The sequence below is a fragment of the Pseudomonas sp. Mb7 genome, assembly GCF_054790525.1.
This window is the reverse complement of sequence record NZ_CP186501.1, coordinates 5559372-5585234: the sequence shown is the minus strand read 5'-3', so window position 1 is coordinate 5585234 and position 25863 is coordinate 5559372. Positions and strand designations below refer to the sequence as shown.

At 59.9% G+C, this 25863-nt stretch carries 19 protein-coding genes; 10 read left to right on the top strand and 9 right to left on the bottom strand.

Going from position 1 to position 25863, the window contains the following annotated elements:
- Positions 1–93 precede the first annotated feature (93 nt).
- Together zigA and ACOYXH_RS25255 are read left to right on the top strand one after the other, a co-directional pair.
- Complete coding sequence (gene zigA, locus ACOYXH_RS25260; protein ID WP_258709010.1) at positions 94–1299, top strand: zinc metallochaperone GTPase ZigA; 1206 nt, start codon at positions 94–96, stop codon at positions 1297–1299.
- Positions 1299–1943: a DUF1826 domain-containing protein gene (locus ACOYXH_RS25255; protein ID WP_095049615.1), complete on the top strand. Its 645-nt coding sequence runs from the start codon at positions 1299–1301 to the stop codon at positions 1941–1943. Before zigA ends, ACOYXH_RS25255 begins: the two co-directional genes overlap by 1 nt.
- 4 nt (positions 1944–1947) lie before the next feature.
- Here ACOYXH_RS25255 and ACOYXH_RS25250 read toward each other — a convergent pair whose 3' ends face one another.
- On the bottom strand, positions 1948–2304 hold the full coding sequence (locus ACOYXH_RS25250; RefSeq protein WP_016984020.1) for a hypothetical protein: 357 nt from the start codon (positions 2302–2304) through the stop codon (positions 1948–1950).
- A gap of 29 nt (positions 2305–2333) precedes the next feature.
- On the opposite strand from ACOYXH_RS25250, the gene ACOYXH_RS25245 reads away from it, so the two are divergent.
- Complete coding sequence (locus ACOYXH_RS25245) at positions 2334–3299, top strand: CobW family GTP-binding protein (protein WP_095049616.1); 966 nt, start codon at positions 2334–2336, stop codon at positions 3297–3299.
- Positions 3300–3377: 78 nt separating this feature from the next.
- Here the strand turns inward: ACOYXH_RS25245 and ACOYXH_RS25240 are convergent, their stop codons facing one another.
- Positions 3378–3791, bottom strand: coding sequence for a DUF3301 domain-containing protein (locus tag ACOYXH_RS25240; protein ID WP_026000521.1), 414 nt, complete (start codon positions 3789–3791; stop codon positions 3378–3380).
- A gap of 117 nt (positions 3792–3908) precedes the next feature.
- Here ACOYXH_RS25240 and pdxY point away from each other — a divergent pair, with 117 nt between their 5' ends.
- Positions 3909–4781 (top strand): pyridoxal kinase PdxY, encoded by an 873-nt coding sequence (gene pdxY, locus ACOYXH_RS25235; protein ID WP_007912061.1) that lies wholly within the window; start codon positions 3909–3911, stop codon positions 4779–4781.
- A gap of 104 nt (positions 4782–4885) precedes the next feature.
- On the opposite strand, the gene ACOYXH_RS25230 is transcribed toward pdxY, so the two are convergent.
- On the bottom strand, positions 4886–5368 hold the full coding sequence (locus ACOYXH_RS25230; protein ID WP_003229693.1) for an acyl-CoA thioesterase: 483 nt from the start codon (positions 5366–5368) through the stop codon (positions 4886–4888).
- Positions 5369–5647: 279 nt separating this feature from the next.
- Here ACOYXH_RS25230 and ACOYXH_RS25225 point away from each other — a divergent pair, with 279 nt between their 5' ends.
- Positions 5648–7411, top strand: coding sequence for a cation:proton antiporter (locus ACOYXH_RS25225; RefSeq protein WP_007912064.1), 1764 nt, complete (start codon positions 5648–5650; stop codon positions 7409–7411).
- 21 nt (positions 7412–7432) lie between these two features.
- Here the strand turns inward: ACOYXH_RS25225 and ACOYXH_RS25220 are convergent, their stop codons facing one another.
- The 3 genes from ACOYXH_RS25220 to uvrD all read right to left on the bottom strand — a co-directional run bounded on the left by ACOYXH_RS25220 (position 7433) and on the right by uvrD (position 11335).
- A complete protein-coding gene (locus ACOYXH_RS25220; RefSeq protein WP_003187120.1) occupies positions 7433–7840 on the bottom strand; it encodes an SMI1/KNR4 family protein in 408 nt (135 codons plus the stop codon).
- A gap of 138 nt (positions 7841–7978) precedes the next feature.
- Complete coding sequence (locus ACOYXH_RS25215) at positions 7979–8854, bottom strand: Tim44 domain-containing protein (RefSeq protein WP_038359440.1); 876 nt, start codon at positions 8852–8854, stop codon at positions 7979–7981.
- A 297-nt stretch (positions 8855–9151) separates the two neighbouring features.
- Positions 9152–11335 (bottom strand): DNA helicase II, encoded by a 2184-nt coding sequence (gene uvrD, locus ACOYXH_RS25210; protein ID WP_460410015.1) that lies wholly within the window; start codon positions 11333–11335, stop codon positions 9152–9154.
- Positions 11336–11592: 257 nt separating this feature from the next.
- Between uvrD and ACOYXH_RS25205 the strand changes: the two genes are divergently transcribed.
- The 3 genes from ACOYXH_RS25205 (at position 11593) to ACOYXH_RS25195 (ending at position 15900) form a co-directional block, all read left to right on the top strand.
- The gene (locus tag ACOYXH_RS25205; protein ID WP_095049621.1) at positions 11593–14463 is read left to right on the top strand and encodes a GGDEF domain-containing phosphodiesterase; all 2871 of its coding nucleotides are present in this window, start codon (positions 11593–11595) and stop codon (positions 14461–14463) included.
- A gap of 127 nt (positions 14464–14590) precedes the next feature.
- On the top strand, positions 14591–15457 hold the full coding sequence (gene hexR / locus ACOYXH_RS25200) for a transcriptional regulator HexR (protein WP_007962240.1): 867 nt from the start codon (positions 14591–14593) through the stop codon (positions 15455–15457).
- Positions 15458–15696: 239 nt separating this feature from the next.
- Positions 15697–15900 (top strand): PA3496 family putative envelope integrity protein, encoded by a 204-nt coding sequence (locus ACOYXH_RS25195; RefSeq protein ID WP_008078845.1) that lies wholly within the window; start codon positions 15697–15699, stop codon positions 15898–15900.
- On the opposite strand, the gene ACOYXH_RS25190 is transcribed toward ACOYXH_RS25195, so the two are convergent.
- Positions 15842–16804, bottom strand: coding sequence for a LysR family transcriptional regulator (locus ACOYXH_RS25190; protein ID WP_095049622.1), 963 nt, complete (start codon positions 16802–16804; stop codon positions 15842–15844). The two genes, ACOYXH_RS25195 and ACOYXH_RS25190, sit on opposite strands and share 59 nt — an antisense overlap.
- A gap of 190 nt (positions 16805–16994) precedes the next feature.
- Between ACOYXH_RS25190 and ACOYXH_RS25185 the strand changes: the two genes are divergently transcribed.
- Together ACOYXH_RS25185 and oadA are read left to right on the top strand one after the other, a co-directional pair.
- On the top strand, positions 16995–18410 hold the full coding sequence (locus ACOYXH_RS25185) for an acetyl-CoA carboxylase biotin carboxylase subunit (protein WP_025112637.1): 1416 nt from the start codon (positions 16995–16997) through the stop codon (positions 18408–18410).
- 11 nt (positions 18411–18421) lie between these two features.
- A complete protein-coding gene (gene oadA / locus ACOYXH_RS25180; RefSeq protein ID WP_095125058.1) occupies positions 18422–20230 on the top strand; it encodes a sodium-extruding oxaloacetate decarboxylase subunit alpha in 1809 nt (602 codons plus the stop codon).
- 179 nt (positions 20231–20409) lie between these two features.
- On the opposite strand, the gene ACOYXH_RS25175 is transcribed toward oadA, so the two are convergent.
- Together ACOYXH_RS25175 and ACOYXH_RS25170 are read right to left on the bottom strand one after the other, a co-directional pair.
- On the bottom strand, positions 20410–22587 hold the full coding sequence (locus ACOYXH_RS25175) for an autotransporter outer membrane beta-barrel domain-containing protein (RefSeq protein ID WP_095125057.1): 2178 nt from the start codon (positions 22585–22587) through the stop codon (positions 20410–20412).
- 199 nt (positions 22588–22786) lie between these two features.
- Positions 22787–25744 carry an autotransporter outer membrane beta-barrel domain-containing protein gene (locus ACOYXH_RS25170; RefSeq protein WP_460410014.1) on the bottom strand — a complete coding sequence of 986 codons (2958 nt, stop codon included), beginning with the start codon at positions 25742–25744 and terminating at the stop codon, positions 22787–22789.
- Positions 25745–25863 lie beyond the last annotated feature (119 nt).

Sequence of the window (25863 nt, the reverse complement as noted above, 5' to 3'; positions counted from 1 at the left end):
CGTTGGTTTTCTACGTGAGCCACCGTAGGAAGCGCAAAAACGCCATGCGCCAGTAAAAGCGCCAATTGGCTGCCTTCTGAAGAGGATTATCCAATGTCAGCAGAATTGCCCGTCACCGTACTTTCAGGATTTCTCGGCGCCGGAAAAAGTACACTTTTGAATTACGTACTACGTAATCGAGAGGGTTTGCGCGTGGCTGTTATCGTTAATGATATGAGCGAAATCAACATTGATGGCAGCGAAGTCCAGCGTGATGTCAGCCTGAATCGTGCAGAAGAAAGAATAGTCGAAATGAGTAATGGTTGTATCTGCTGTACGTTACGCGAAGACCTGCTGGAAGAGGTCAGCAAGCTGGCCCGTGAAAATCGCTTCGATTATCTCCTGATCGAATCCACCGGGATTTCCGAGCCGTTGCCCGTGGCAGAGACGTTTACCTTCCGCGATGAGCACGGCCAGAGTCTCTCCGACATCGCGCGTCTGGACACCATGGTCACTGTAGTCGACGGTGTGAACTTCCTGCCGGACTACCAGGCAGCGGAAAGCCTCGCCTCCCGTGGCGAGATCCTGGGCGAGGAAGACGAGCGCTCCATCACGGATCTGTTGATCGAACAGATCGAGTTCGCCGATGTGCTGTTGATCAGCAAGATCGACTTGATCAGCCAGCGCGAGCGTGAGGAGTTGATCGCGATCCTCCAGCGTCTCAACGCCCAAGCGGAAATCATCCCGATGGTGATGGGTGAGGTGCCGCTGGAGAAAATCCTCAATACCGGACGTTTCGACTTCGAGAAAGCCGCACAGGCACCGGGTTGGCTGCAGGAATTACGCGGCGAACACGTGCCGGAAACCGATGAGTACGGCATCGCCTCCACAGCCTATCGCGCCCGTCGGCCCTTTCACCCGCAACGCTTTTTCAGCTTTATCGATCGTCCTTGGCTGAACGGGAAATTGCTGCGCTCCAAAGGTTTCTTCTGGCTCGCGAGCAAACCCACCGACGCCGGCAGTTGGTCGCAGGCCGGTGGTTTGATGCGCCACGGTTTTGCCGGGCGCTGGTGGCGTTTCGTGCCAAAGGAGCAGTGGCCACAAGATCAGGAAAGCACCGCCGCGATCATGGAAAACTGGCTGTCGAGCGTAGGAGACTGCCGTCAGGAACTGGTGTTTATCGGTCAGAACATTGATTTCCTGCAGCTCTCAGCCGAACTGGATGCCTGCCTGCTCACCGATGAAGAAATGGCGCTCGGTGTCGAAGGCTGGCGATTGTTGCCAGATCCGTTCGGCCCTTGGCACGAAGAGGCTGCCTGATGCTCGCGCTAAAGCTGCTGCAGAACCGTACGCGCCATCAGCATCAAGGTCCGACACCGAAAGCTTTGACGCGAATCCTCGAAGACGACACCAACCTCGCCGTCTGGCAACGCCAACTGCCGTTGCACATCAGCGAGTTCGCTCACCTGCTGCTGTCGCTCAATGAGCCCTTGGCGGAATCGTTGTGCCTTGAGTTGCCGGATGAGGACGCCGAACCCGATCTCACCGGCCTGGCATCAGGCTTCCGTGATCTGGAAGGTTACGAGGGTTTTATCGCCGACCTGAAATGGCTGGTCAGCGCATTCGCCTGCTTACTGGGGGCAAAGCGTGTAGGTCTGCGCCTGCGGGTGCTCGATAAAGCCATGTGTCCACGCTTCCATGTCGATCACGTGCCGGTGCGACTGATCACGACTTATGCGGGTGTCGGCAGCCAATGGCTCAAGGAGGGTGTGATGGATCGCAGTCAGCTGGGGCAGGCGAACGCGGAGCCCCACGTGCAAATCCAGCAACTCGACAGCGGCGATGTAGCGCTGTTGAAAGGCGAGAAATGGCATGGCAATGAAGGCTTCGGCCTGATTCACCGCTCGCCGCAACCCGCCGCGGGCCAGCGCCGCTTGATCCTGACCCTCGACTGGCTTGGCTAATGCGTCAAGGCTTGAGCCAAGAACCCTGGCTCTGGCCTTCGCAGTATGGCTTCAGATACGCGGCATCGGTGGCGACGCCGTAATAGTGGATATCCTGGCGATAAGGCATATTGGCAACTTGTGCGTTGCTGCATACGCCAAATGCACCGCTCGGGCACTGGTCGACGTACTGCACTTCGACTTTCTGTCCGGCCAGCGTCGGCTGGCAGAAACCGTCGTTGAACAGTTTCTCCGGGATATTGCGGTTCTGCTGACAGACTTTGACGTCGAGCCGCTCGCCCTGACTGTGCACCACGCAGGCCTGAGCCCACGCTTCACTCGACAGTAGCGTCAACAGCAACGACCATCCCATCCAACGCATCTTTGAATCTCCCAAGAAAGCTTCCGGCCATGTTGCAGAACATTCCTACCCATGTCATTGCTGGCCCTTTGGGCGCCGGCAAGACCAGCCTGATTCGTCAACTGATGGCTCAGCGGCCGGCTGGCGAGCGCTGGGCGGTGCTGATCAACGAGTTCGGCCAGATCGGCATCGACGCCGCCCTGTTGACGAGTGACGCCGAGGGTATCGCACTGGGCGAAGTGGCCGGCGGTTGCCTGTGTTGCGTCAACGGCGCGCCGTTTCAGATTGGCCTGGGGCGGTTGCTGCGCAAGGCGAAGCCAGATCGGTTGTTTATCGAACCGTCCGGGCTGGGGCATCCGGCGCAGCTGATTAGCCAGTTGAATGAGGCGCCGTGGCGAGGTGTGCTGGCGGTGCAGCCGTGTGTGCTGGTGCTGGATGCTCAGGCGCTGCAGGCGGGGAAAGCCTTGCCCGCAGCGCAACAAGAAGCCTTGGAAGCCGCTGGCCTGCTGTTGTTGAACAAGGCTGAAAACCTTGATGACAGGGCCAGGGAAAAAATCGCCAGCCAGTTGCCGGCAGTGCCGTTGGTCTGGACTCAAGAGGCGCAACTAAACCTGGGCGAACTGCCGGGCCTAGCCGCAAAAGCGGTCAACGGTTTGGATAACTTGGCCGTACCCAAGGGATTAGGACAAATGCCGGCCGTCTGGACTGATCCGACGCTGCCGATTTGCCTGAGTCAGGTGCAGGAAGGGGGCTGGAGTATTGGTTGGCGTTGGCATCCGGGGCAGACGTTCGACAAGCGGCACATTGCTGACTGGCTAGCCAGCCTCAATTGGCAGCGGGCGAAACTGGTTATCCACAGCTCGGAGGGTTGGGTGTCTGCGAATGCTTTGGATAATGCCGAGTTGATTTGGCAGGTCAGTGAGTGGCGAAAGGATTCGCGGATTGAGCTGATCTTCGTCGATCCGCAAAACATTGATGAGCTGCAGCAGGGTTTGTCGGGGTGTCGGGAAAGTTAGATCAAAAGATCGCAGCCTTCGGCAGCTCCTACATGGGATTCCCTGTAGGAGCAGCCGAAGGCTGCGATCTTTTGATTTTTAAGGCTTCCACTTGGTATGTTCTTGCCGCCACTGGCTCAACTCGATCACTTCCGCCCGCGGCTTGTGCACTTCCACTACTGGCGGCGTGTCGTCGAACGGTGCCGGGTAGGGCGCTAGTTCGATCTGCGCACTGTGCGCGCCAAACTGGGTGATGGTGCCGTTATGCCGGGTTTCGCCGGTCACGGTGAATTCAAAGTTGTACACCCGCGCCAGTCGTCGGCGACCGTTGGCGTCCTTGATGAAACCGATTTTCTTCAGGGCGACGTTGCCATCGAGCAGTTCGACCCGCACGTTCAGGCAATGCTGCTTGACCCGCTCCAGCGCTCGTTCGCGCAAGCCGTGGTTGTGCCATAGCCACGCGCCGGCAGCGGCGAACAGTATCAGCACGAAGATGTTTTCCAGGGTCAGCATCAACATCGAACTCCAAAAGATAGCGTCAGCTTAACTGCGTCGCCGGTCTGTCGTACAGGCTGCGTTTCGTCGCATACTGCGCGGCTTGAATTTCAATCGTTTTACGGAATGACCCGAATGAAACGTACGCCTCATCTGCTCGCCATTCAGTCTCACGTGGTGTTCGGCCACGCCGGCAACAGCGCCGCGGTTTTTCCGATGCAGCGGGTCGGGGTCAATGTCTGGCCGCTTAACACCGTGCAGTTTTCCAACCACACCCAGTACGGTCAGTGGGCCGGCGAAGTGCTGGCGCCGCAGCAGATTCCCGAGCTGGTCGAAGGGATCGCCGCGATTGGCGAGCTGGGCAATTGCGATGCGGTGCTGTCCGGTTACCTCGGCAGCGCGGCGCAGGGCCGGGCGATTCTCAGCGGCGTCGAGCGCATCAAATCGGTCAATCCGAAGGCGCTGTATCTGTGCGATCCGGTGATGGGCCATCCGGAGAAGGGCTGCAGCGTACCGACCGAGGTCAGCGATTTCCTGCTGGAAGAGGCGGCGGCCGTGGCGGACATCATGTGTCCGAATCAGTTAGAGCTCGACAGCTTTTCCGGGCGTAAGCCGCAGTCCTTGTTTGATTGCCTGGCGATGGCGCGTGCGTTGTTGGCGCGCGGGCCGAAAGCCGTGCTGGTGAAGCATCTGGATTATCCGGGCAAACCGGCCGATGGCTTTGAAATGTTACTGGTGACGGCTGAAGGCAGCTGGCATCTGCGCCGTCCGTTGCTGGCGTTCCCGCGTCAGCCAGTGGGTGTGGGCGATCTGACGTCCGGCCTGTTTCTGGCGCGGGTGCTGCTGGGTGACAGCTTGGTAGCCGCGTTTGAATTCACGGCGGCGGCGGTGCATGAGGTGTTGCTGGAAACTCAGGCGTGCGCCAGTTATGAGTTGCAGCTGGTGCGGGCGCAGGACCGGATTGCGCATCCTCGGGTTAAGTTCGAGGCGACGGCGATCAGTCTTTAAGACCGCGTTGAATCCAATCGCGAGCAGGCTCACTCCTACAGGGAAACGCATTCCAATGTAGGAGTGAGCCTGCTCGCGATAGCGATTTCTTAACGCTACAAATCTCAGGCGTCGCCCTTGATCTCCTGATACCGCTTCTCCAGCTCCTGGCGAATCTGCCGACGCTGCTGCGCCTGCATATAACGACGCTTGTCTTCACTGTTCTGCGGTTGCAGCGGCGGCACGGCGGCCGGTTTGCGCTGATCATCCACCGCGACCATGGTGAAGAAGCAGCTGTTGGTGTGGCGCACCGAGCGTTCGCGGATGTTCTCGGTGACGACTTTGATGCCGACTTCCATCGAGGTGTTGCCGGTGTAGTTGACCGAGGCGAGGAAGGTCACCAGTTCGCCGACATGAATCGGCTCGCGGAAAATCACCTGATCCACCGACAGGGTCACCACGTAGCGGCCGGCATAGCGGCTCGCGCAGGCATAAGCCACTTCGTCGAGGTATTTGAGCAGGGTGCCGCCGTGGACATTGCCAGAGAAGTTGGCCATGTCGGGGGTCATCAGTACCGTCATCGACAGCTGGGCGTTTCCGGGTTCCATAACGTTCTCACGGATCAAGGCTGATTGCTGGAAGCACCTCTGCGGGTGCCTGGTCGCTTTTCAAAAGCACCGTTATCGGGACGCCGGGCGACTGGCCGCCGTCACGCCGGAATCGATCTGTTTCCATATATTGCACCGCCTTCCAGCCACAAGTCGCGGTGTTAACCTGCAAAAGCCCCTTACAAAGGCAATTCCCACACGAAAAGCGGATTTTTACTTCGCTCGCCCAGACATTTCTGACGTCTGCCGGCGAGCCTCGTCATTCAAGGAGCCCACGCCATGCATGCCATCAGTTTTATTCAGGACCTGGCAGTGATCATGTTGGTCGCAGGCGTGGTGACCGTGTTGTTCCACCGTTTCAAGCAGCCGGTGGTGCTTGGCTATATCGTCGCCGGCTTCATCATCGGCCCGCACACGCCGCCTTTCGGCCTGATCCACGACGAAGAAACCATCAAGACCCTCGCCGAACTCGGGGTGATTTTCCTGATGTTCTGCCTCGGCCTGGAGTTCAGCCTGCGCAAGCTGTTCAAGGTCGGCGCCACGGCGTTTATTGCGGCGTTTCTCGAAATCGTCCTGATGATCTGGATCGGCTACGAAATCGGCCGCTGGTTTGACTGGAACACCATGGACTCGCTGTTCCTCGGCGCGATTCTGGCGATTTCCTCGACCACCATCATCGTCAAGGCGCTCAATGATCTGAAGATGAAAAACGAGCGCTTTGCGCAATTGATCTTCGGCGTACTGATCGTCGAAGACATCCTCGGCATCGGCATCATTGCGCTGCTATCGAGCATCGCCGTCAGCGGTACGGTCAGTTCCGGAGAAGTGTTTTCCACGGTTGGCAAACTGTCGCTGTTCATGATCGTCGCGCTGGTCATCGGCATTCTGCTGGTGCCGCGATTGCTGGCCTATGTGGCCAAATTCGAAAGCAACGAGATGCTGCTGATCACCGTGCTCGGCCTGTGTTTCGGCTTCTGCCTGCTCGTAGTCAAACTCGAATACAGCATGGTACTTGGTGCGTTCCTGATCGGCGCGATCATGGCCGAGTCGCGACAACTGCTAAAAATCGAGCGTCTGATCGAGCCGGTTCGCGACCTGTTCAGCGCGATCTTCTTTGTCGCCATCGGGCTGATGCTCGACCCGATGATTCTGCTCGAATACGCGTGGCCGATTGCGGTGATCACCGTAGCCGTTGTACTCGGCAAGATGTTGTCCTGCGGTCTCGGAGCGTTTATCGCCGGCAATGACGGACGCACCTCACTGCGCGTGGGGATGGGCCTGTCACAGATTGGCGAATTTTCCTTCATCATCGCCGCTCTCGGGATGACGTTGCAGGTCACCAGTAACTTCCTCTACCCGGTTGCCGTGGCGGTGTCGGTGATTACCACTTTGCTGACGCCGTATCTGATCCGCGCGGCTGATCCGCTGTCGATCAAGTTGTCCGCGGCTGTGCCCAAGCCTCTCGGCCGCGTGCTGGGCATGTATGGCGAATGGCTGCGCAGCATTCAGCCGCAAGGCGAGGGTGCGATGCTGGCGTCAATCATTCGCAAGATTTTGCTGCAAGTCGGCGTCAACCTGGCGCTGGTGATCGCGATCTTCTTCGCCGGCGCGTATTTCGCTGAACGCATCTCGCTGTGGCTGCAAGACTGGATCAGCGATCCGAGCTGGCAGAAGGCGTTGATCTGGGGCGGTGCCTTGTTGGTGTCGTTGCCGTTCCTGATCGCCGCTTATCGCAAGCTCAAGGCGTTGTCGATGCTGCTGGCGGAGATGGGTGTGAAGCCGGAGATGGCCGGGCGTCACACGCAGCGAGTGCGCCGGGTGATCTCCGAAGTGATCCCGATTCTCTCACTGCTGGTGATTTTCCTGCTGCTGGCAGCCTTGTCGGCCAGTATCTTGCCGACCAACAAGTTGCTGGTACTGATCGCCGTGGTCGCGGCCGCCGTGGCGGCGCTGCTCTGGCGCTGGTTCATCCGCGTGCACACGCGGATGCAGGTGGCCTTGCTGGAAACCCTCGACAACCATAAGGAGTCGTCGGGGCACTGACCTGCCGGGGCGGCTGGCTGATCAGCTTTCCAGCCAGACGTCCCGCGCCCAGTGCCACACCGATTCCCAGGTTTCCTCGGCAATCAGCTCTTCTTCGGCCTGCCACAGCACCACCGTGCCATCCTCTTCGACACAGTAGTAGTCATCGCCGTCCTGACAGATTGGAATCAGGCTGCGATCCACGCCGGCATCCCAAGCGTTGGCGGCGACATCCGGCAAGTAGGTGTGGGATTGTGGGTCGGTGACAGTTACCGGTTCGAGGCTACCGTAAACCACGTCGCTGACGGTCAGCAAAAACTCTCTGAAGACAAACGGAATGTCGATGAACAGCTGTTCTTCGATTTCGACCAGCAGATCTTCGTCAGGCAACTCCAATGGAACCGGCACGGGTTCGTTGGCTTCACGCAGTTGTTCGATGATTTCTTCCACGTCCGGGATCCTCTTGCTTGAATGGCGCGGTTTATATGGGCCGGTTTATACAGTAGCTCGCTATAGATGCAACCGCGAAATAGAAAACCCCAGCCGAGACTGGGGTTTTTTATTACGGCAAGTGAAGCCTGGAAGGGATCAGCCGTTCTGGCGGATACCGGCCACCAGCCAAGGCTGGTTCTCGCCCTGCGGACGTTCCATGTTCCAGCTTTCGCTGAACACTTCGCCCTGGTCGAAGCGCGAGGTTTTCGAAACACCGCTGAAGGTCAGAGTGGCGATGGTCTTGTCGGCACGGTCATCCACGCCGTCCAGTTGTACCTGGAGGTTGTCGATGTAGGTCGACTGGAACGCGTCGCCCAGATCTGCACGCTCACGCTTGAGGAACTCAAGCATTTGCGGGGTCACGAACTCGGCGATCTTGTCCATTTCGTTGGCGTCCCAGTGCTGCTGCAGCGACTGGAAGTGGCTGCGTGCAGCTTCAAGGAAGTTCTGCTCGTTGAACCAGGCCGGCGCGTTGATCACCGGACGGGCGGCAGCAGGTGCAGCCGAACCACCGAAGATCGAACCCATGGCGGCAGGCTTTTGCTCGAACACTTCACGCTGCATCGGCGCGCCGGCCGGAGCGAATTGCTCTTGCTGCTTGCGGCGACGCGCGGCGATGAAGCGGAAGATCACGAACGCGATCACGGCCATGATCAGGATGTCGAAGATCTGCATGCCCTGGAAGCCGCCGCCCATGAACATGGACGCGAGCAGGCCACCGGCGGCGATACCGGCCAGAGGGCCGAGCCATTTCGAAGCACCGCCGGCCTTGGCAGCAGCGCCAGCGGCACCGGCAGCACCTGCGGTCGCAGCGGCGCCGCCGACACCTGGAGAAGAAGGAGCCATCTGGCTGGTCTGGTGCGTCGGCGCAGCGCCGGCGCTTTTGCCACCACCAAAGCGCTTGGCGTTGGCGTCGAGGCTCATCGTCAGGCCGATGCACAACGCCATGGCGATGCTAAGAAAACGTTTCATAAAGGGAATTCCCGTTTGTGGAGACACGCGCGCCATGTTGCACAGCTGAAGTGTTACTGGCTAGCGAGAGAGTGTTTCGGGCTTTTGCCTGACAGGTCGCGTTCAGCTTCGCGAGGCAATAAGAGCATGTACTTTTGGCTGTAGGAAAAGGAGATAGGTTCCGCAGGATTGTTGGTCAGAACACCAAACCCTGTGGGAGCGAGCCTGCTCGCGAAAGCCGCACCGCGGTCTATCAGATAAACCGCAGCGATTTCATTCGCGAGCAGGCTCGCTCCCACAAAAACAGCAAAACTGGTATCAGATTGCTTCCAGCTTGGCATAACCGAGCATCAGCCATTTGCTGCCTTCGCTGAAGTTCACCTGCACCCGTGCCTGGGCGCCGGCGCCTTCGAAGTTGAGGATCACCCCGTCACCAAAGATCGAATGGCGTACCGCCTGACCGAGGCTGAAACCCGTTTCCGGAATCTCGCTGCCGCTGAACAGATTGCTGCCGCTCATCGACTGATTGCCGCCGAACGGTCGGCTGACGCTGTTCGACAAGCGCACTTCCTGAATCAGGCCTTTCGGTACTTCGCGGACGAAACGCGAGACCTTGTTGTAGGTCTCGCTGCCGTACAGGCGTCGGGTTTCAGCGTAGGTCATCACCAGATTCTGCATCGCCCGGGTAATGCCCACGTAAGCCAGACGCCGTTCTTCTTCAAGACGCCCCGGTTCTTCCAGGCTCATCTTGTGCGGGAACAGGCCTTCTTCCATGCCCACGAGGAACACGTAAGGGAATTCCAGGCCTTTGGCGCTGTGCAGGGTCATCAGTTGAATGCTGTCTTCGTGTTCGTCAGCCTGAGTGTCCCCGGCTTCCAGCGAAGCATGGCCGAGGAACGCCGCCAGTGGCGTCAGCTCTTCGTCCTCTTCGGTGTTCTCGAAGTTGCGCGCGGCGCTGACCAGTTCCTCAAGGTTTTCTACCCGGGCCTGGCCTTTCTCGCCTTTTTCCGCCTCGTGATAAGCGATCAGACCGGATTGCTCGATGACGGTTTGCGTCATCAAATGCAGCGGCATTTCCAAGCACTTGGCGGCGAGATTTTCGATCAACTCGATAAACGCACCCAGCGCCCCGGCGGCGCGACCGGTCAGGCCTTTGTTGGCGACCAGTTGGCGCATCGCTTCCCACATCGACACATCGCTGTGGCGTGCATGGTCGCGAATCGCTTCGACGGTTTTTTCACCGATGCCACGGGCTGGAACGTTGATTACCCGCTCCAGCGCCGCATCGTTGCCACGACCTTCAAGCAAACGCAGATAGGCCATGGCGTTCTTGATTTCGGCACGTTCGAAGAAGCGCTGGCCACCATAAATGCGGTAGGGAATGCGCTCACGCAGCAAGGCTTCTTCGAGAACGCGCGACTGGGCGTTGGAGCGGTACAGAATCGCGATATCGCTGCGGGCCAAGCCGGTTTTCAGCGCGCTTTCGATGGTTTCGACAACATAGCGTGCTTCGTCGTGCTCGTTGAACGCGGCATACAGATTGATCGCTTCGCCATCGCCGCCGTCGGTCCACAGCTCTTTGCCCAGACGCCCGGTGTTGTTGGCGATGAGGGCGTTTGCCGCTTTGAGGATGCCGGCAGTGGAGCGGTAGTTTTGCTCCAGACGAATGGTCACGGCGTCCGGGAAGTCGGCGGAGTATTGATGGATGTTTTCGATCTTCGCCCCGCGCCAGCCGTAAATCGACTGGTCGTCGTCGCCGACCACCATCAGGCTGTCGCCGCCCTTGCCGAGCAGGCGCAACCAGGCGTACTGCACGGCGTTGGTGTCCTGGAATTCGTCCACCAGAATGTGCCGGAAGCGCTTCTGATAGTGCGCCAGCAGGCCCGGGTGATCGCGCCACAGGTCGAGGGCACGCAGCAGCAGTTCGGAGAAATCGATGACGCCGGCACGCTGGCACGCCGCCTCATAGGCCTCATAGATGCCGCGCATGGTTGCCAGGTACAAATCGCCACTGGCCTGAATGTGTTGCGGACGCAGGCCTTCGTCTTTCTGGCCATTGATGAACCACTGCGCCTGACGCGCCGGCCAGCGTTGCTCGTCGAGGCCGAGCTCGCGGATTACCCGTTTTACCAGCCTTTGCTGGTCATCGCTGTCGAGAATCTGGAAAGTCTGGCTCAGGCCCGCTTCCTGCCAGTGCGCCCGCAGCAAGCGGTGCGCCAGGCCGTGGAAGGTGCCGACCCACATGCCGGCCGGGTTGATCCCCAGCAACTGCTCGATGCGATGACGCATCTCCGCAGCGGCCTTGTTGGTGAAGGTCACCGACAGAATGGAGTGGGGCGAGGCGTTTTCGACCTGGATCAACCAGGCGATACGGTGCACCAGCACTCGGGTTTTACCGGAGCCAGCACCGGCCAGGACCAACTGACGGCCAACGGGGGCTGCTACGGCCTGGCGTTGGGCATCGTTGAGGGAGTTCAGCAGAAGGGAGAGATCATCGCGCATCGGGGCATTCTAGGGTGCGCCGCAGGCCCGGGCAAACCGAGCTTTGCATTAGCCGATGAAACTCCTGTCGATGACGACCGGTCGGTCACTGGCTACAGGCATTGGCCCGCCGCGTTCCCAGGGTTTGGCCGGTGGCAAAGGACGGAAAAGTTTAAGTGAAATTATGATCTTGAGCAGTTTGGCAACGGGATCTGCTTGTGTATGCTCCGTCCACGTTTCGGGCGCACGCCCTCCTTATAAGAACAAGAACGTTGCCCATGACCCTCAGCTCCGAACTGTCGGGCCCCTCCGTGGATCCCCGGGTTATCCGCAAGCACTATGCCGTCGAGATGGCGGTCGAGCGCACGCGTCTGCTGTATCAGGGCTCGTTGTTGCCCACGCTGTTCATGTTGATCAATGGTCTGGTCTGCGCCGCTTTGCTCTGGAGCCCGCAGCGCTATTTCGTGGTCAGCGTCTGGCTGGTGTGGTTGCTGTCACTGGTGGCGTTGCGGGTGATTCAGGTGGCGGCGTTCGATTCGGCGATCCCTGATCGTCAGGCGCAACCGATCTGGCGGCGGATGTTTCTGCTCGGGTCGACCATGACCGGTCTGACCCTGGCCGGTGCCGGCATCGCCCTGGTGCCCGCCGACAACTTCATTCAGCAGGCCTGGGTATTCGGCCTGATCGGCGCCGCAACCCTCTCGGCTAGCGTCGCCTACGCGGTGAGCCTGCCGGCGTTTCTGTCGTTTACCTTGCCCTGCCTGTTGCCGGCGATCGGTTATCTGTTCTGGGGCGGTGACGAGCAGGCGCGCGGTTGGGGCTGGCTCGGTCTGATCCTGCTCGGTTCGCTGAGCGTGGTCGCGTGGCAGGTCAATCGGCTGATTGATCGGGGCTTGCTGCGGCGCTTCCAGAATCAGCATCTGATCGAGCACCTGCAACAGACGCAGTCGCGCAGCGAACAGCTCAATCAGGAACTGGCCAAAGAAATCGACCAGCGCCGCTGCGCCGAGGGCAAATTGCGTGAAGCGCAGGTCGAACTTGAAGACCGCGTTGCCCAGCGCAGCCTTGAACTGGACGCGGCCAATCAGGCCCTTCGCAAAAGCGAAGCGCGGCTGGCGCTGGCGTTGAAGGCCAGTGAGTTGGGTCTGTGGGACTGGAACCTGCAAACCGACGAGGTTCACCACACGCAGATTCAGGAGCTGTTCGGCCTCGCTCCGGAATACGTCACGGCGCTTTTGCGCGACCTCAAGCCACGTCTGCATCCAGACGATGTGCCGACGCTGAAATACGCGTTGATCGAGCACTTGAAGGGGCGCACCGAGGACTATCAGATCGAATACCGCGTACGTCACGGCGATGGCCATTGGGTGTGGATCGAAGACCGAGGCCGCGCCGTAGAGCGCAGCGACAGCGGCCGGGTGATCCGCATGGTCGGCACCCGCCGCGACATCAGCGCCAGCAAAAGCCTCGAAGAGCAGCAGCGCTTGGCGGCGACCGTATTCGAAGCGGCCAGTGAAGGCATCGTGATTCTCGACCCGAACTATGCGCTGATCGCGATCAATCAGGCGTTCAGCCGGGTTACCGGTTACGACATCGAGGACATGCTCGGGCGCAACGTCGTCGAGCTGCCGTGCAGCCGTGATGCCCGCCGCCATTACGTCGCCATCCGTCATGCACTTGAGCAACACGGCAGTTGGCAGGGCGAACTGGTTGAAACCCGCAAGAACGGCGAGCTGTATCCGCAGTGGCTGCAACTGAATGCAGTGCGTGATGGTCGGGGAAATGTCAGCCATATCGTCGGCTTCTTCGCCGATCTGTCAGCACGCCGCGAATCCGAAGAGCGCATGCGCTATCTGACCCATTACGACGAGCTCACCGGGTTGGCCAACCGCTCGCTGTTCCGCGAGCGCTTGCATGAAGCGCATCAACGTTCGCGTCAGGGACGACGCAGTCTGGCGTTGCTGCACATCAATCTGGATCGCTTCAAATTGCTCAACGACAGTCTCGGCCATGAGATTGCTGACCAGTTACTGCAGAAAATGGCGCGCCGGCTGGTCAACGCCTTACCGGAAGCGGATACCATCGCCCGCTTGTCCGGTGACGAGTTCGCCGTACTGTTCGATGCCTACGGCAATCTCTCAAGTCTGGCCCGGGTCGCCACGCGCCTGTCGAGCAAGTTGCGCCTGCCACTGACGGTCGAAGGGCATGAGCTGGTGGTCAGCGCCTCGATGGGCATCAGCATGCTGCCGGACAACGCCCGGGAAATCTCCGCACTGGTCAGCCAGTCGAACATGGCCATGCAACATGCCAAGCATCTGGGCGGGAACAACTTCCAGTTCTATACCGACAGCCTGCAGGCCAGCACCCTTGAGCGCTTGCAGCTGGAAAACCATCTGCGCAAGGCCATCGAAGACAAGCAGCTGAAAGTGTTCTATCAACCGAAGCTGTGCCTGCAAACCGGGCGTTTGAATGCGGCAGAGGCACTGGTGCGCTGGGATCATCCAACCATGGGCCAGGTGCCGCCGGGGGACTTCATCGGGCTGGCCGAGGAAACCGGTCTGATCGGGCCGATCGGCGAATTCGTCCTGCGTCAGGCGTGCTGGCAGGCCTGCGAATGGCAGCGTCAGGGGCTGGAGCCGATTCGTGTTTCGGTGAACCTGTCGGTGCATCAACTGCGTCAGGGCAAACTGGTCAGTCTGGTGCGGCAGGTGCTGGAGGAAACTGGCCTGGCGTCGCACTACCTCGAACTGGAACTGACCGAGAGCCAGTTGCTCGACAGCGTCGAGCACATCATCGCGACCTTCCAGCAACTGCGCGATCTGGGGGTGAAACTGGCCATCGATGATTTTGGCACCGGGTATTCGTCGCTGAGTTACCTCAAGCGCATTCCGGTGGATTACGTGAAGATCGATCAGGCATTCATTCGCGGTTTGGGGGAGGGCAGTGAAGATGCGGCGATCACTCGCGCGATCATTGCCATGGCCCATGGGCTGTCACTGAAAGTGGTCGCCGAAGGTGTCGAGCGCCAGGAGCAGCTGGAATTTTTACGCGCTGAGCGTTGCGATGAAGTGCAGGGTTATCTGATCAGCCGGCCGGTGGAGGCGAGCGGTCTGGCCGGGCTTTTGCGCGAACAGGAAAAACCGTTTTAAGGGCTACATACACCCCATCGCGCCTGATATGGGGACATGGAGTTACGCATTGAGCAGGCAAAAAGCCAATTCATGTAGTATAACTACAAGCGTGCTACATCCTTGCCCATAAGAAGAGTCCAGCCCCTTGAATCTGCTGCAACACATCGCCCAGTCACGTCACCTGTTACGCAAGTCGGAGCTCAAGGTCGCCGACCACGTGCTGCTTGACCCTGCGGCGGTGATGCACAGTTCCATGGCCGACCTGGCCCACAGCGTTGGCATCAGCGAGCCGACCATCGTGCGCTTCTGTCGCGCCATCGGTTGCTCCGGTTTTCAGGATCTCAAACTGAAGTTAGCGCAAAGCCTCGCGGCCGGTGCAAGCTTCGGCCAGTTCGCGATCCATGAAGACGACTCGGTCGCCGACTACAGCCTGAAGATCTTCGACACCACGTTGCACACCTTGATGGAGGTTCGCGAGAAGCTCGATCCGGTTGAGTTGCAGCGTGCGGTGACACTGATGTCGCAGGCGCAGCGGGTCGAGTTCTATGGCTTCGGCGCCTCGGGTGCAGTGGCGGCGGATGCGCAGCACAAGTTCTTCCGTTTGCTGCTGACTGCAGCGGCGTATTCCGATCCGCACATGCAGGCGATGTCGGCGGTGACGTTGAAACCGACCGATGTGGCGATCTGTATTTCGCAGTCCGGGCGTTCCAAGGATCTGCTGATCACCGCCAATCTGGTGCGTGAGAGCGGCGCTTCGCTGATTACCTTGTGCCCGAGCCAGACGCCGTTGGCCGAATTGTCGACCGTCAATCTGGCAATCGATGTGCACGAAGACACCGAAATCTATACGCCGCTGACTTCGCGTATTGCTCACCTGGTAGTGATTGACGTGCTGGCGATGGGCGTGGCGATGGCGCGTGGGCCGAGTCTGGTCAATCACCTGAAGAGCGTGAAGCGCAGTCTGCGCAGCTTGCGCTTGTCGCCGAAAGCCGTGAAAGCGCTGGATGACTGAAGTCATCTAAGGTCGTTCCGACCTTAATCGCGAGCAGGCTCGCTCCCACAGGGGATCTTCGGGGTACACAAATTCTGTGTCATACCGAGATCAAGTGTGGGAGCGAGCCTGCTCGCGAAGGCGTCCTCAAAAACACCACAACCCTGCGCAAGTTTCATCGCACTGTCATCGACACGCAGCCAAACCGTCATCCCCGCCGCCTATCGTGAAACTCCCGTCATCGCCTTGGGAGACTCGAAATGGCTCAGCCCTACGAAGAACGCAACAGCGCCGCGAAAACCCGTCGTCAGCAGGAAGACCAGCGCCGCATGGAGTTTCGCCGCGCTATCGAAGATCGCTTCGAACTCCGTCAGCTTCAAGCCGAAATCGGCGACTTTCCCGAGATCACTCACTGGCAGGCAGCACCCGCAGCTTCCCGTCGAAGCGCTCAACCAGCGCGCTGATCTGCACGCGCTCGCTACGGATAAACGCCAGGAAGGCGTGCGCCACCGGTGACAAGCGTTTGGCTTTGGCTTGCACCAGACACCAGCTACGGAATAGCGGCAATTCCTCGACCGGCAGCTCGACGAGCCCGCCGGTCGCCAGTTCCAGGTTCAGGGCGTGGCGCGTCAACAGCGCCAGGCCCAGACCCGCCTGAACACATTCACGCTGAGCTTCGGCCGAGGCCACTTCCTGAGTCTGGGTGAAGTGCACGCGTTTCTCTTTGAAGTACTCTTCGCAGGCCAGTCGTGTGCCCGAGCCGGGCTCGCGGATCAGCAGCGTGTAGGGTTCCAGATCCTGCAACCGCAGCGGGCCCATGTGTGCCAGCGGGTGATCCGGGCGCGCCACGGCAACAATCGGGTTGTTGAGGAACGGCAGGAAATCCAGACCCATGTCCTGCGGCACCATCGACATGATCACCAGATCGTCGCGGTTGTCGGACAGCCTGCGAATCACCTGGCCACGGTTGACCACGGTCAGTTGCAGATTCACTTCCGGGTGCTGACGCTTGAACGCGGCGAACAGGTGCGGCACGAAGTATTTGGCGCTGGATTCCACCGCCAGTTTCAATTGGCCCTGCAGCGAACCCTGCATGTCGGACAGTTGCATATCGAGGTTTTCCAGACGCCCGAAGATGTCCCGGCTGGCGCGCTGAAGTGCTTCGGCGGCTTCGGTCATGTAGAGTTTTTTGCCGACGTAATCGAATAATGGCTGCCCGATCAGCTCTTCGAGCTGACGAATCTGTAGGCTGACGGCCGGTTGCGTGAGCGACATTTCCTCGGCTGCGCGGCTGTAAGAGCGTAAATCACACACTTCGTTGAAGATCTGCAACTGACGCAATGTCATACGCATCAATGACTTACGCATTTCTTATAGGCTCTGTCGGCAGGCTGATTGTTTAACTATAAGTCTTTACTTATGGCTAACCCAATTTTTATTCATTTTTGTTAATCCCTCATGAGCGCTAGTGTGGACCTGCGACTGAATTGAAACATTTGGTCACGCGTCGACCTGGGTCTAGCAGGTCGTGGTGCCACCGGCTCAAGGGAACCTCCAAGTGATAACAAAGATCCTGATCGCCAACCGTGGTGAGATTGCCGTACGAATCGTGCGAGCCTGCGCCGAAATGGGCATTCGCTCGGTTGCGATTTTTTCCGACGCCGACCGCCATGCGCTGCATGTGAAGCGCGCGGACGAGGCCCACAGCATCGGTGCCGAGCCACTGGCCGGTTACCTGAACCCGCGCAAGCTGGTGAACCTGGCGGTTGAAACCGGCTGCGATGCGTTGCACCCCGGTTACGGTTTCCTTTCGGAAAATGCCGAGCTGGCAGACATCTGCGCCGAGCGCGGCATCAAATTCATTGGCCCGTCGGCGGAAGTCATTCGCCGCATGGGCGACAAGACCGAAGCCCGGCGCAGCATGATCAAGGCCGGTGTACCGGTGACGCCGGGCACCGAAGGTAACGTAGCGGACATCGAAGAAGCCTTGGCCGAGGGCGACCGCATCGGTTACCCGGTGATGCTCAAAGCCACTTCCGGTGGTGGCGGTCGCGGTATCCGTCGCTGCAACAGCCGCGAAGAACTCGAACAGAATTTCCCTCGGGTGATTTCCGAAGCAACCAAGGCCTTCGGTTCTGCCGAAGTGTTCCTGGAAAAATGCATCGTCAATCCCAAGCACATCGAAGCGCAAATCCTCGGCGACAGCTTCGGCAACGTCGTGCATCTGTTCGAACGGGACTGCTCGATCCAGCGCCGTAACCAGAAGCTCATCGAAATCGCCCCGAGCCCGCAACTGACCCCGGAACAGCGCGCCTACATCGGCGACCTGTCGGTGCGAGCGGCCAAGGCGGTGGGCTACGAGAACGCCGGTACCGTGGAGTTCCTGCTCGCCGAGGGCGAGGTGTACTTCATGGAGATGAACACCCGGGTGCAGGTGGAGCACACCATCACTGAAGAAATCACCGGGATCGACATCGTCCGCGAGCAGATTCGCATCGCCTCCGGCCTGCCGTTGTCGGTGAAGCAGGAAGACATTCAGCACCGTGGTTTCGCCTTGCAGTTCCGTATCAACGCCGAAGACCCGAAGAACAACTTCCTGCCGAGCTTCGGCAAGATCACCCGTTACTACGCCCCCGGCGGCCCGGGTGTGCGCACCGACACAGCGATCTACACCGGCTACACCATTCCGCCGTTCTACGACTCGATGTGCCTGAAGCTTGTGGTCTGGGCGCTGACCTGGGAAGAGGCGATGGACCGTGGCCTGCGTGCCCTCGACGACATGCGTCTGCAAGGTGTGAAGACCACCGCCGCGTACTACCAGGAAATTCTGCGCAACCCGGAATTCCGCAGCGGCCAGTTCAATACCAGCTTCGTTGAAAGCCACCCTGAACTGACTAACTACTCGATCAAGCGCAAACCCGAAGAGCTGGCCCTGGCCATCGCCGCCGCCATCGCCGCCCACGCAGGCCTGTGAGGAATACAACAATGTCCAAGAAGATCTTTGTCACCGATACCATCCTGCGCGACGCTCACCAATCGCTGCTCGCCACCCGCATGCGCACCGAAGACATGCTGCCGATCTGCGACAAGCTCGACAAAGTCGGCTACTGGTCGCTGGAGTGCTGGGGCGGGGCGACGTTCGACGCCTGCGTACGGTTTCTGAAAGAAGACCCGTGGGAGCGTCTGCGCCAACTGCGCGCGGCGCTGCCTAACACTCGTCTGCAAATGCTCTTGCGCGGGCAGAACCTGCTGGGCTACCGCCACTACAGCGACGACGTAGTAAAAGCCTTCGTCGCTAAAGCTGCGGTAAACGGCATCGATGTGTTTCGTATCTTCGACGCGATGAACGACGTGCGGAACCTGCGTGTGGCCATCGAAGCGGTGAAGGCTGCCGGCAAACATGCACAGGGCACCATCGCTTACACCACCAGCCCGGTGCACACCATCGATGCGTTCGTCACTCAGGCCAAGCAGATGGAAGCCATGGGTTGCGACTCGGTGGCGATCAAGGACATGGCTGGATTGTTGACCCCGTACGCCACCGGTGAACTGGTTCGCGCGTTGAAGGCCGAGCAATCGCTGCCGGTGTTCATCCACTCCCACGACACTGCCGGTCTGGCGACCATGTGCCAGCTCAAGGCGATCGAAAACGGCGCCGATCATATCGACACCGCGATCTCCAGCTTCGCTTCGGGCACCAGCCACCCGGGCACCGAGTCGATGGTCGCAGCGCTCAAGGGCACCGAGTACGACACCGGCCTGAACCTGGAACTGCTGCAAGAGATCGGTCTGTACTTCTACGCCGTGCGCAAAAAATACCACCAGTTCGAAAGCGAATTCACTGCCGTCGACACCCGTGTGCAGGTCAACCAGGTGCCGGGCGGGATGATCTCCAACCTCGCCAATCAGTTGAAAGAGCAGGGCGCTCTTAACCGCATGGCCGAAGTGCTGGCGGAAATCCCGCGCGTGCGTGAGGACCTTGGCTTTCCGCCGCTGGTGACCCCGACCTCGCAAATCGTCGGCACCCAGGCGTTCTTCAATGTGCTGGCCGGCGAGCGCTACAAGACCATCACCAACGAAGTGAAGCTGTATCTGCAAGGCGGTTACGGCAAAGCGCCGGGCGTGGTCGACGAGAAGCTGCGTCGCCAGGCGATCGGCAGTGAAGAAGTCATCGACGTGCGTCCGGCCGATCTGCTCAAGCCGGAAATGACCAAGCTGCGTGCTGACATCGGCGCCTTAGCCAAGTCGGAAGAAGACGTGCTGACCTTTGCCATGTTCCCGGACATCGGCCGCAAGTTCCTCGAAGAGCGTGCCGCCGGCACCCTTACCCCGGAAGTGCTGCTGCCAATTCCTGAAGTGGGCGGTGTGACAAAAGCGGGTGGCGAAGGCGTGCCGACCGAGTTCGTCATCGACGTTCACGGCGAAACCTATCGCGTCGACATCACTGGTGTCGGTGTGAAGGCCGAAGGCAAGCGTCACTTCTACCTGTCCATCGACGGCATGCCGGAAGAAGTGGTGTTCGAACCGCTCAACGAATTTGTCAGCGGAGGCAGCAGCAAACGCAAGCAGGCGTCGGCGCCGGGCCACGTCAGCACCACCATGCCAGGCAACATCGTCGATGTCCTGGTCAAGGAGGGCGATACCGTCAAGGCCGGCCAGGCTGTGCTGATCACCGAAGCGATGAAGATGGAAACCGAAGTCCAGGCTGCGGTCGCGGGCAAAGTCACCGCGATTCATGTGGCCAAGGGGGATCGGGTCAATCCGGGTGAAATTCTGATCGAGATCGAAGGCTGAGATAACGGCCGCGATCCAACGCTTTAAACCTCGGGGGGGCATGTGCTCCCCTTTTTTTTGCGTATTTTGATCCTGTAGGAGCTGCCGAAGGCTGCGATCTTTTGATGTTGTTTGGCGTTCATAAAACAAGATCAAGAGATCGCAGCCTTCGGCAGCTCCTACAAAGAATGTTGTGTCAGTCAGAACGCCATGCGCCATTGGCCCATTACGCCGTGAGTGCGGCTGTCAGTGGCCATTTCACCCGTGAGACCCACGCCGACCGTGTGATTGGCAGACAGCCCGAGATCGAGGCCTGCATCCACCGACAGGCTGTTGCGATCCAGCGCGGCACCGGCAATTTCAAAGCGTTTGCCGCCCTTGACCAGTTGCTGGCGGGTGTCGCTTTCGATCTCGCCAAAGGTGTGTTTCCAGCCGGCACTGAATCGCGGTGTCAGCGTCATGCCGTTGTCCAGCCGATTGATTTTCGCCGTGCGCAGGCCAAACGTACTGCTGAGGTTGTCGCGGGTTTGTCCGAAGACTTCCAGCGCCGCATCCCCACCGTTTTCACGGTAGCTGTCGCGTTGATAGCGCTGATAGCCGACGCTGGCAAACGGTTCGAGCGTCGCGTTGTGCCGGCCAATGTTGACCGCCAGTTCGGCAAAGGCTTGTTGGGTGTTGGCGTCATAGTTGCCCTTGAGGCGATCGCTGAAGCCGTTGAAGGCCACGCGACGTTTGCTGGCGCCGTCATGACTGGCGTAGGTCGCCCCGAGACGCAGTGAGAAGGGGCCGTCCTGACGTGCGGCGTAGGCACCGAGGTGCCAGCTGTCGAGTTCGCCATCGTATTGCCGGGCATCGAGTCTGGTCTGCGATTTACCGCCGACCAGGCCGACATGCCATTGCTCGTTGAGCCGCCAGTCGGCGCCCATGACCAGGCCTTGGGTAGCGTGTTTGAGGGTGCTGTCGAAGTTGCGGTCGACTTTGCCACCATGGCCAAGCGCCTGAATCCACACGCGCCCGGAATCGGCAGCGCCGGCGGCCTGACGCGGCGAGTTGCCGGAACTGTAGGCAGAACCGTAACGGCTATTCAGTTGCTGCATGGCCGAAAGCATGCTCGCGCTCACCGGAGTGATGCTGCTCAGCGTGGCTTTGGCGAGGTTGGCGTTGCTGCCGGCGGCGAGTTGTTCGAGGGCGACCGGTGCGGTGGTTTTGTCGCTGGTCAGAAGCGCGGCGACTGCTGCGTTTGCAGGTTTTATTGGCGCAGGTGCGGGCTGTTCGGCGGACTCGTTAACTTGCGCAGTAAGAGGTTCGTCCGGCATTGGCGAAGGGGTGGACTCTGCAATGGGAGTCGGCGCTGAAGTCGGAACAGGAACAGAAATTGGAGCTGGTGCAGACGCCGTCAATGGCGTTGGTGTCGCAGATGGCGCAGGTGCTGTTGGATCGACAATGCCCTCGGCAGCGGCACGAGCGTTGTCTGTCGTGGCAGCGCTCGAAAGCGGCTCACCGTTACGGGCGTAAGTCAGCCCGACGGACTTTTTGTTGTATTGCGCAGTGGCTGTCATGAAGGCGAGGTCGCTAACGACCGTGCCGAATTCGCCTTCTACCTTGCCGGCTTCGAGGATTTTGTACTGTCTGCTTTGCGGATATTCTCCCGGAGCCGCAACGACTTTCAGGGTGGCGCCTTCCAGCTTGGCGGTGCCATCAACCTTGATCGTTTGACTGCCACCGGGGGTTACCTCGTAAGCCAGTTCGGCGGTCGGGGACAAGCGCAAGTCGCCTTTCACGCGCGGGCTGCCTAGCACCTCATTGACGGTGAGCAGGCCGGCGACCTCCAGGCTTCCCACCACACCTTTACCGGCAAAGCTGCCACCGCTCTCGACATACACGTCGCCCTTGATGCTTCCCAAGTTGGTCAGAGCGGTACCACTGTTCACCAGCACACCTTCCTTGAAGTCTCCCTTGGAACTCGACGTCCAGGCTCCTCGAGCGAGAAATAGACCGTTGAAGTTACGTGTGTCTTTCAACTCTCCGCCTTCAGCGGCATTCAAAAAGAGGACGTTATCCCCCTCGCCACCATCCAGCAGGCCCGTAAAGCTTGCGCCGTCCGTGAGCGTGATCAGATCGTTTACAGCGGTACCTTTAAAAGTCTTTTCAGGGGTTTCAAAAGCGATGGGCACCGTACTTGGGGCAGTGAGAAATGCCCTGAGTCGTTCAAGCGCCATTTCTTTATGGCTGGTTTCGGACGATTCTGCAGCATCCATTATTGCGGGTGAATCAGCGACTTCAGAGGGTTGCTGAGCGTTGGCGACCGCTACGCAACCCAGCGCCAGCGAAATGGCCAAAGCCAAGTGTTTTGGTTTGAATATGTGTTGAGTGGGCATCGGGTTGGGCCTTTCTTTGGAAGAAGACCCAACTCTATTGATGCACCCGAAAATCCGATGTCGGCTGCTTCCCGTAGGCTTGCAGGCGACATCGCATCATTTTGTAGAAAATGACCGCGAGATTCGCAACCAAGACTTTTACTCGGCTGCTGCGGTCCTTTTTCCTACAATCAATCCAGCCCCCGCCGACTGTTCAACCTCAAAAACTCATCTGCCACTGCCCGATCAAACCGTGATTGCGGCTGTTGCTGCCGATCTCACCGCTGTATCCCACACCCAGCGTGTGCCGCGCCGAGATCCCCACATCCAGCCCGGCTTCCAGCACCAGGCTGTCGCGATCCAGCGAGCTGCCATCGACACTGAACGCCGTGCCGCCGGTTATAAAGGCCTGACGAGTCGAGCTGCTGACATCGCCATAGGTGTGTTTCCAGCCAGCGGCCATGCGCGGGGTCACGCTCATGCCGTTGTCCAGGCTGCTCAGGTGCGCTAGGCGCAGGCCGAAGGTGCTGCTGAAGTTGTCTTGGGTCTGGCTGTCGACTTGCAGTGCGGCGGCGCCACCTTTTTCCTGGTAGCCGTCGCGGTGGTAGCGCTGATAGCCGAGGCTGGCGAATGGTTCGGCGCTGAGGCGCCCGCTGCCCATGGCATAGCCGAGTTCGGCGAAGGCTTGCTGGCTATCGGCGTCGTAGTCGCCTTTCGGGCGGTCGCTGAAACCATTGAAGGCGATGGTGCGTTTGCTTTCGCCCTGATGGCCGCTGTACGCCGCGCCGAGGCGCAAAGCGATCGGGCCGTTCTGGTGCAGCGCGTAGACGCCGGCGTGCCAGCTCTCGACGTTGCCGTCGACGCCGGTCGCGTCCAGATCGGTTTTCGAATAGCCGCCCAGTACGCCCAGACGCCACGCCGGATTCAGTGCCCAGTCGGCGCCTAGCACGCTGCCCTTGGTGCGTTGCTCCAGACCACTGCTGCCGTGTTCGCCATCGAGCTTGCCGTAGCCGCCGATGCCTTGCAGCCAGAGCCGGCCGCGAGCGTTCGGATCATTCAGGTTGCGCGCCTCGGTCGGCACGCCGTTGGCCGCCAGCACGGGCGTGTCGCGTTGATCGAGGCCGACCAGCAGTCCCGGGCTGCCGCCCATTTGCTGCATCGCCGAGAGCATGCTGTTGCCGACCTGACTGCTGGCGCCGAGGGTGGCGCTGGTCAGGTTGGCGTTGCTGGCGCCGGCCAGTTGCTCGATTGCCGCGCCAGCGCTGCTTTGGCTGGTATTGAGCAGGGCGTTGTACAACGCATTGTTTTTACCGATCGAGGCGAGGCTGTTGGCGGCGTTGCTGCCGTTGCCGGTCGTGGCGAACTCATTGAACGCCACGTCATTGCGGGTGTAGGTCAGGTCGACCTGGGTTGGCGTGTAGGCGAGGGTCGGCGTCAGGAACGCATAGTCGCTGCTGACCTTGCCGAAAGTGCCGTTGACCTGCGCCGCTTGCAGCACGGTGTAGTGGCTCTGCCATGGATAGGTGCCGCTGCCGGGATTCACCGCGAGGGTTGCGCCGTTGAGATTGGCGATGCCGCCAACCTGCACGGGCGCGCTGCTGCCGTCGGCGTTGACACCGTAGGCGAGAGTGGCGGTGCTGCCCATGGTCAAATCGCGAACAATCGTGGCGCGGCCGAGTCCGGTGTCCGTGTGCAAAATGCCGTTAACGTTAAGATTGCCCACCGAGCCGCCACCGGCATACACACCGCCCGCGTCGACGGTCAGGTTGCCAGCGATGCTGCCTTGATTGATCAGCGTTGCGCCGTTGCGCACCGCGCCGCCGTCGCTGAAATCACCACTGCCCGACAGCGTCCACGCGCCTTGCTTGACCTCCAACCATTCGAAGTTGCGACTGGCGCCGAAGCTGCCACCGGCCGCATCGTCCATCACCACCCGGTCGTAACCGCTGCCGCCATCCACCACGCCGACAAAGCGACTGCCGTTGCGCAAGGTCAGGCTGTCGTTTCCGCCACCCAGATCCAGCGCCAGGCCATTGCTGCCGCTGATCGTGCCGCCGTTGATGACGTTGTCGGCGAAATCACCGACGAACTTCACGCCAAAACCGTTGAGGCCTTGAATGGTGCCGAAGTTTTCCAGCGTGGTCGCCGCCAGTCCCGAGCCGCCGCTGCCATCGTCGACCAGAATGGCGCTGTCGGCACCGCTGATCAAAGCGTTGCTGGCGTTGAGGATGGAACCGCCACCCAGCGCGATACCCTCGCTGCCGTTGGCGAAACCACCCTTGTCCACACCGCCCGCACCGACGCCCTGAATGGTCCCGTAGTTTTCGATGTGGGCGATCTTGTCGATGTCCACGCCGTCGCCGTCACCGTTCGCTTGCAAGCCTGAGTAAGCCCCGGTGATGGTGCCGTGGTTGATCACCGTGCCATCGCCGTCGGAACCGAAGCCGGAACCATTACGGCCGGTGATCTGCCCGTAGTTGATCAGCGTCGCGCCAAGATCGGTGGTGATGCCGTGCCGGCCACCGGAAATCACCCCGTAGTTGGTCACGCTGACGCCGCTCGCGGAGTCAATATCGATGCCATCGAACTTCTCGTCGGCATTGTGCGAATCGCCGGTGGAAATCTCGCCGTAGTTGGTAATGGTCGCATTGGCGCCGGTCTTCATGCCGTCACTGGCGTCGCCGCGAATCAGCCCGCCGACGCGGTTGATAATGGTGGTTTTCACGCCGGCACTGCGTAGCGCATCGAGGTCCAGTCCCTGGCCGGTGGTGGAGCGAATCACGCCGCTGTTGTCGATCAACAGACTGCCGCTGACAAAGTTGCTGTCGATGCGCAAAGCATCGTTGACGCCGAGAATCTGCCCGCCGCTGCGGTTGTAAATCGTGTAGTTGCGCGCCTGGGTCAGGTCACCGCTGCTGTCGATGGCCCGGCCACCGCTGGAAACGATTTTGCCGGCGTTATCGATCACCACACCTTCACTACTGGTCTTGTCTTTCAGGCTCACGGCCTTGCCGCTGTTGGTGATGCTGCCCGGTGCGGAAATCGTCAGCGTATCGCTGCCTCCCAGCGTTTGCGCTGCCGTAGTGGCGGTGTCGATCTGCACGGTTTTGCCGTGGGCTGCCGTGGCGGTGATCAACAGGGCAATGGCGAGAGACAGACGCTGGGGCGGGAACGGCATGGTCGGACGGCCTTTTTGTTATAAGACGGGCCGTCCTGTATAGCGAAGGGTTTTTACAGAATGATGTCGGTTGCTGATCTGCATTGTTTTGCATTCAGATTTCGCTTGTCAGGAGTAAA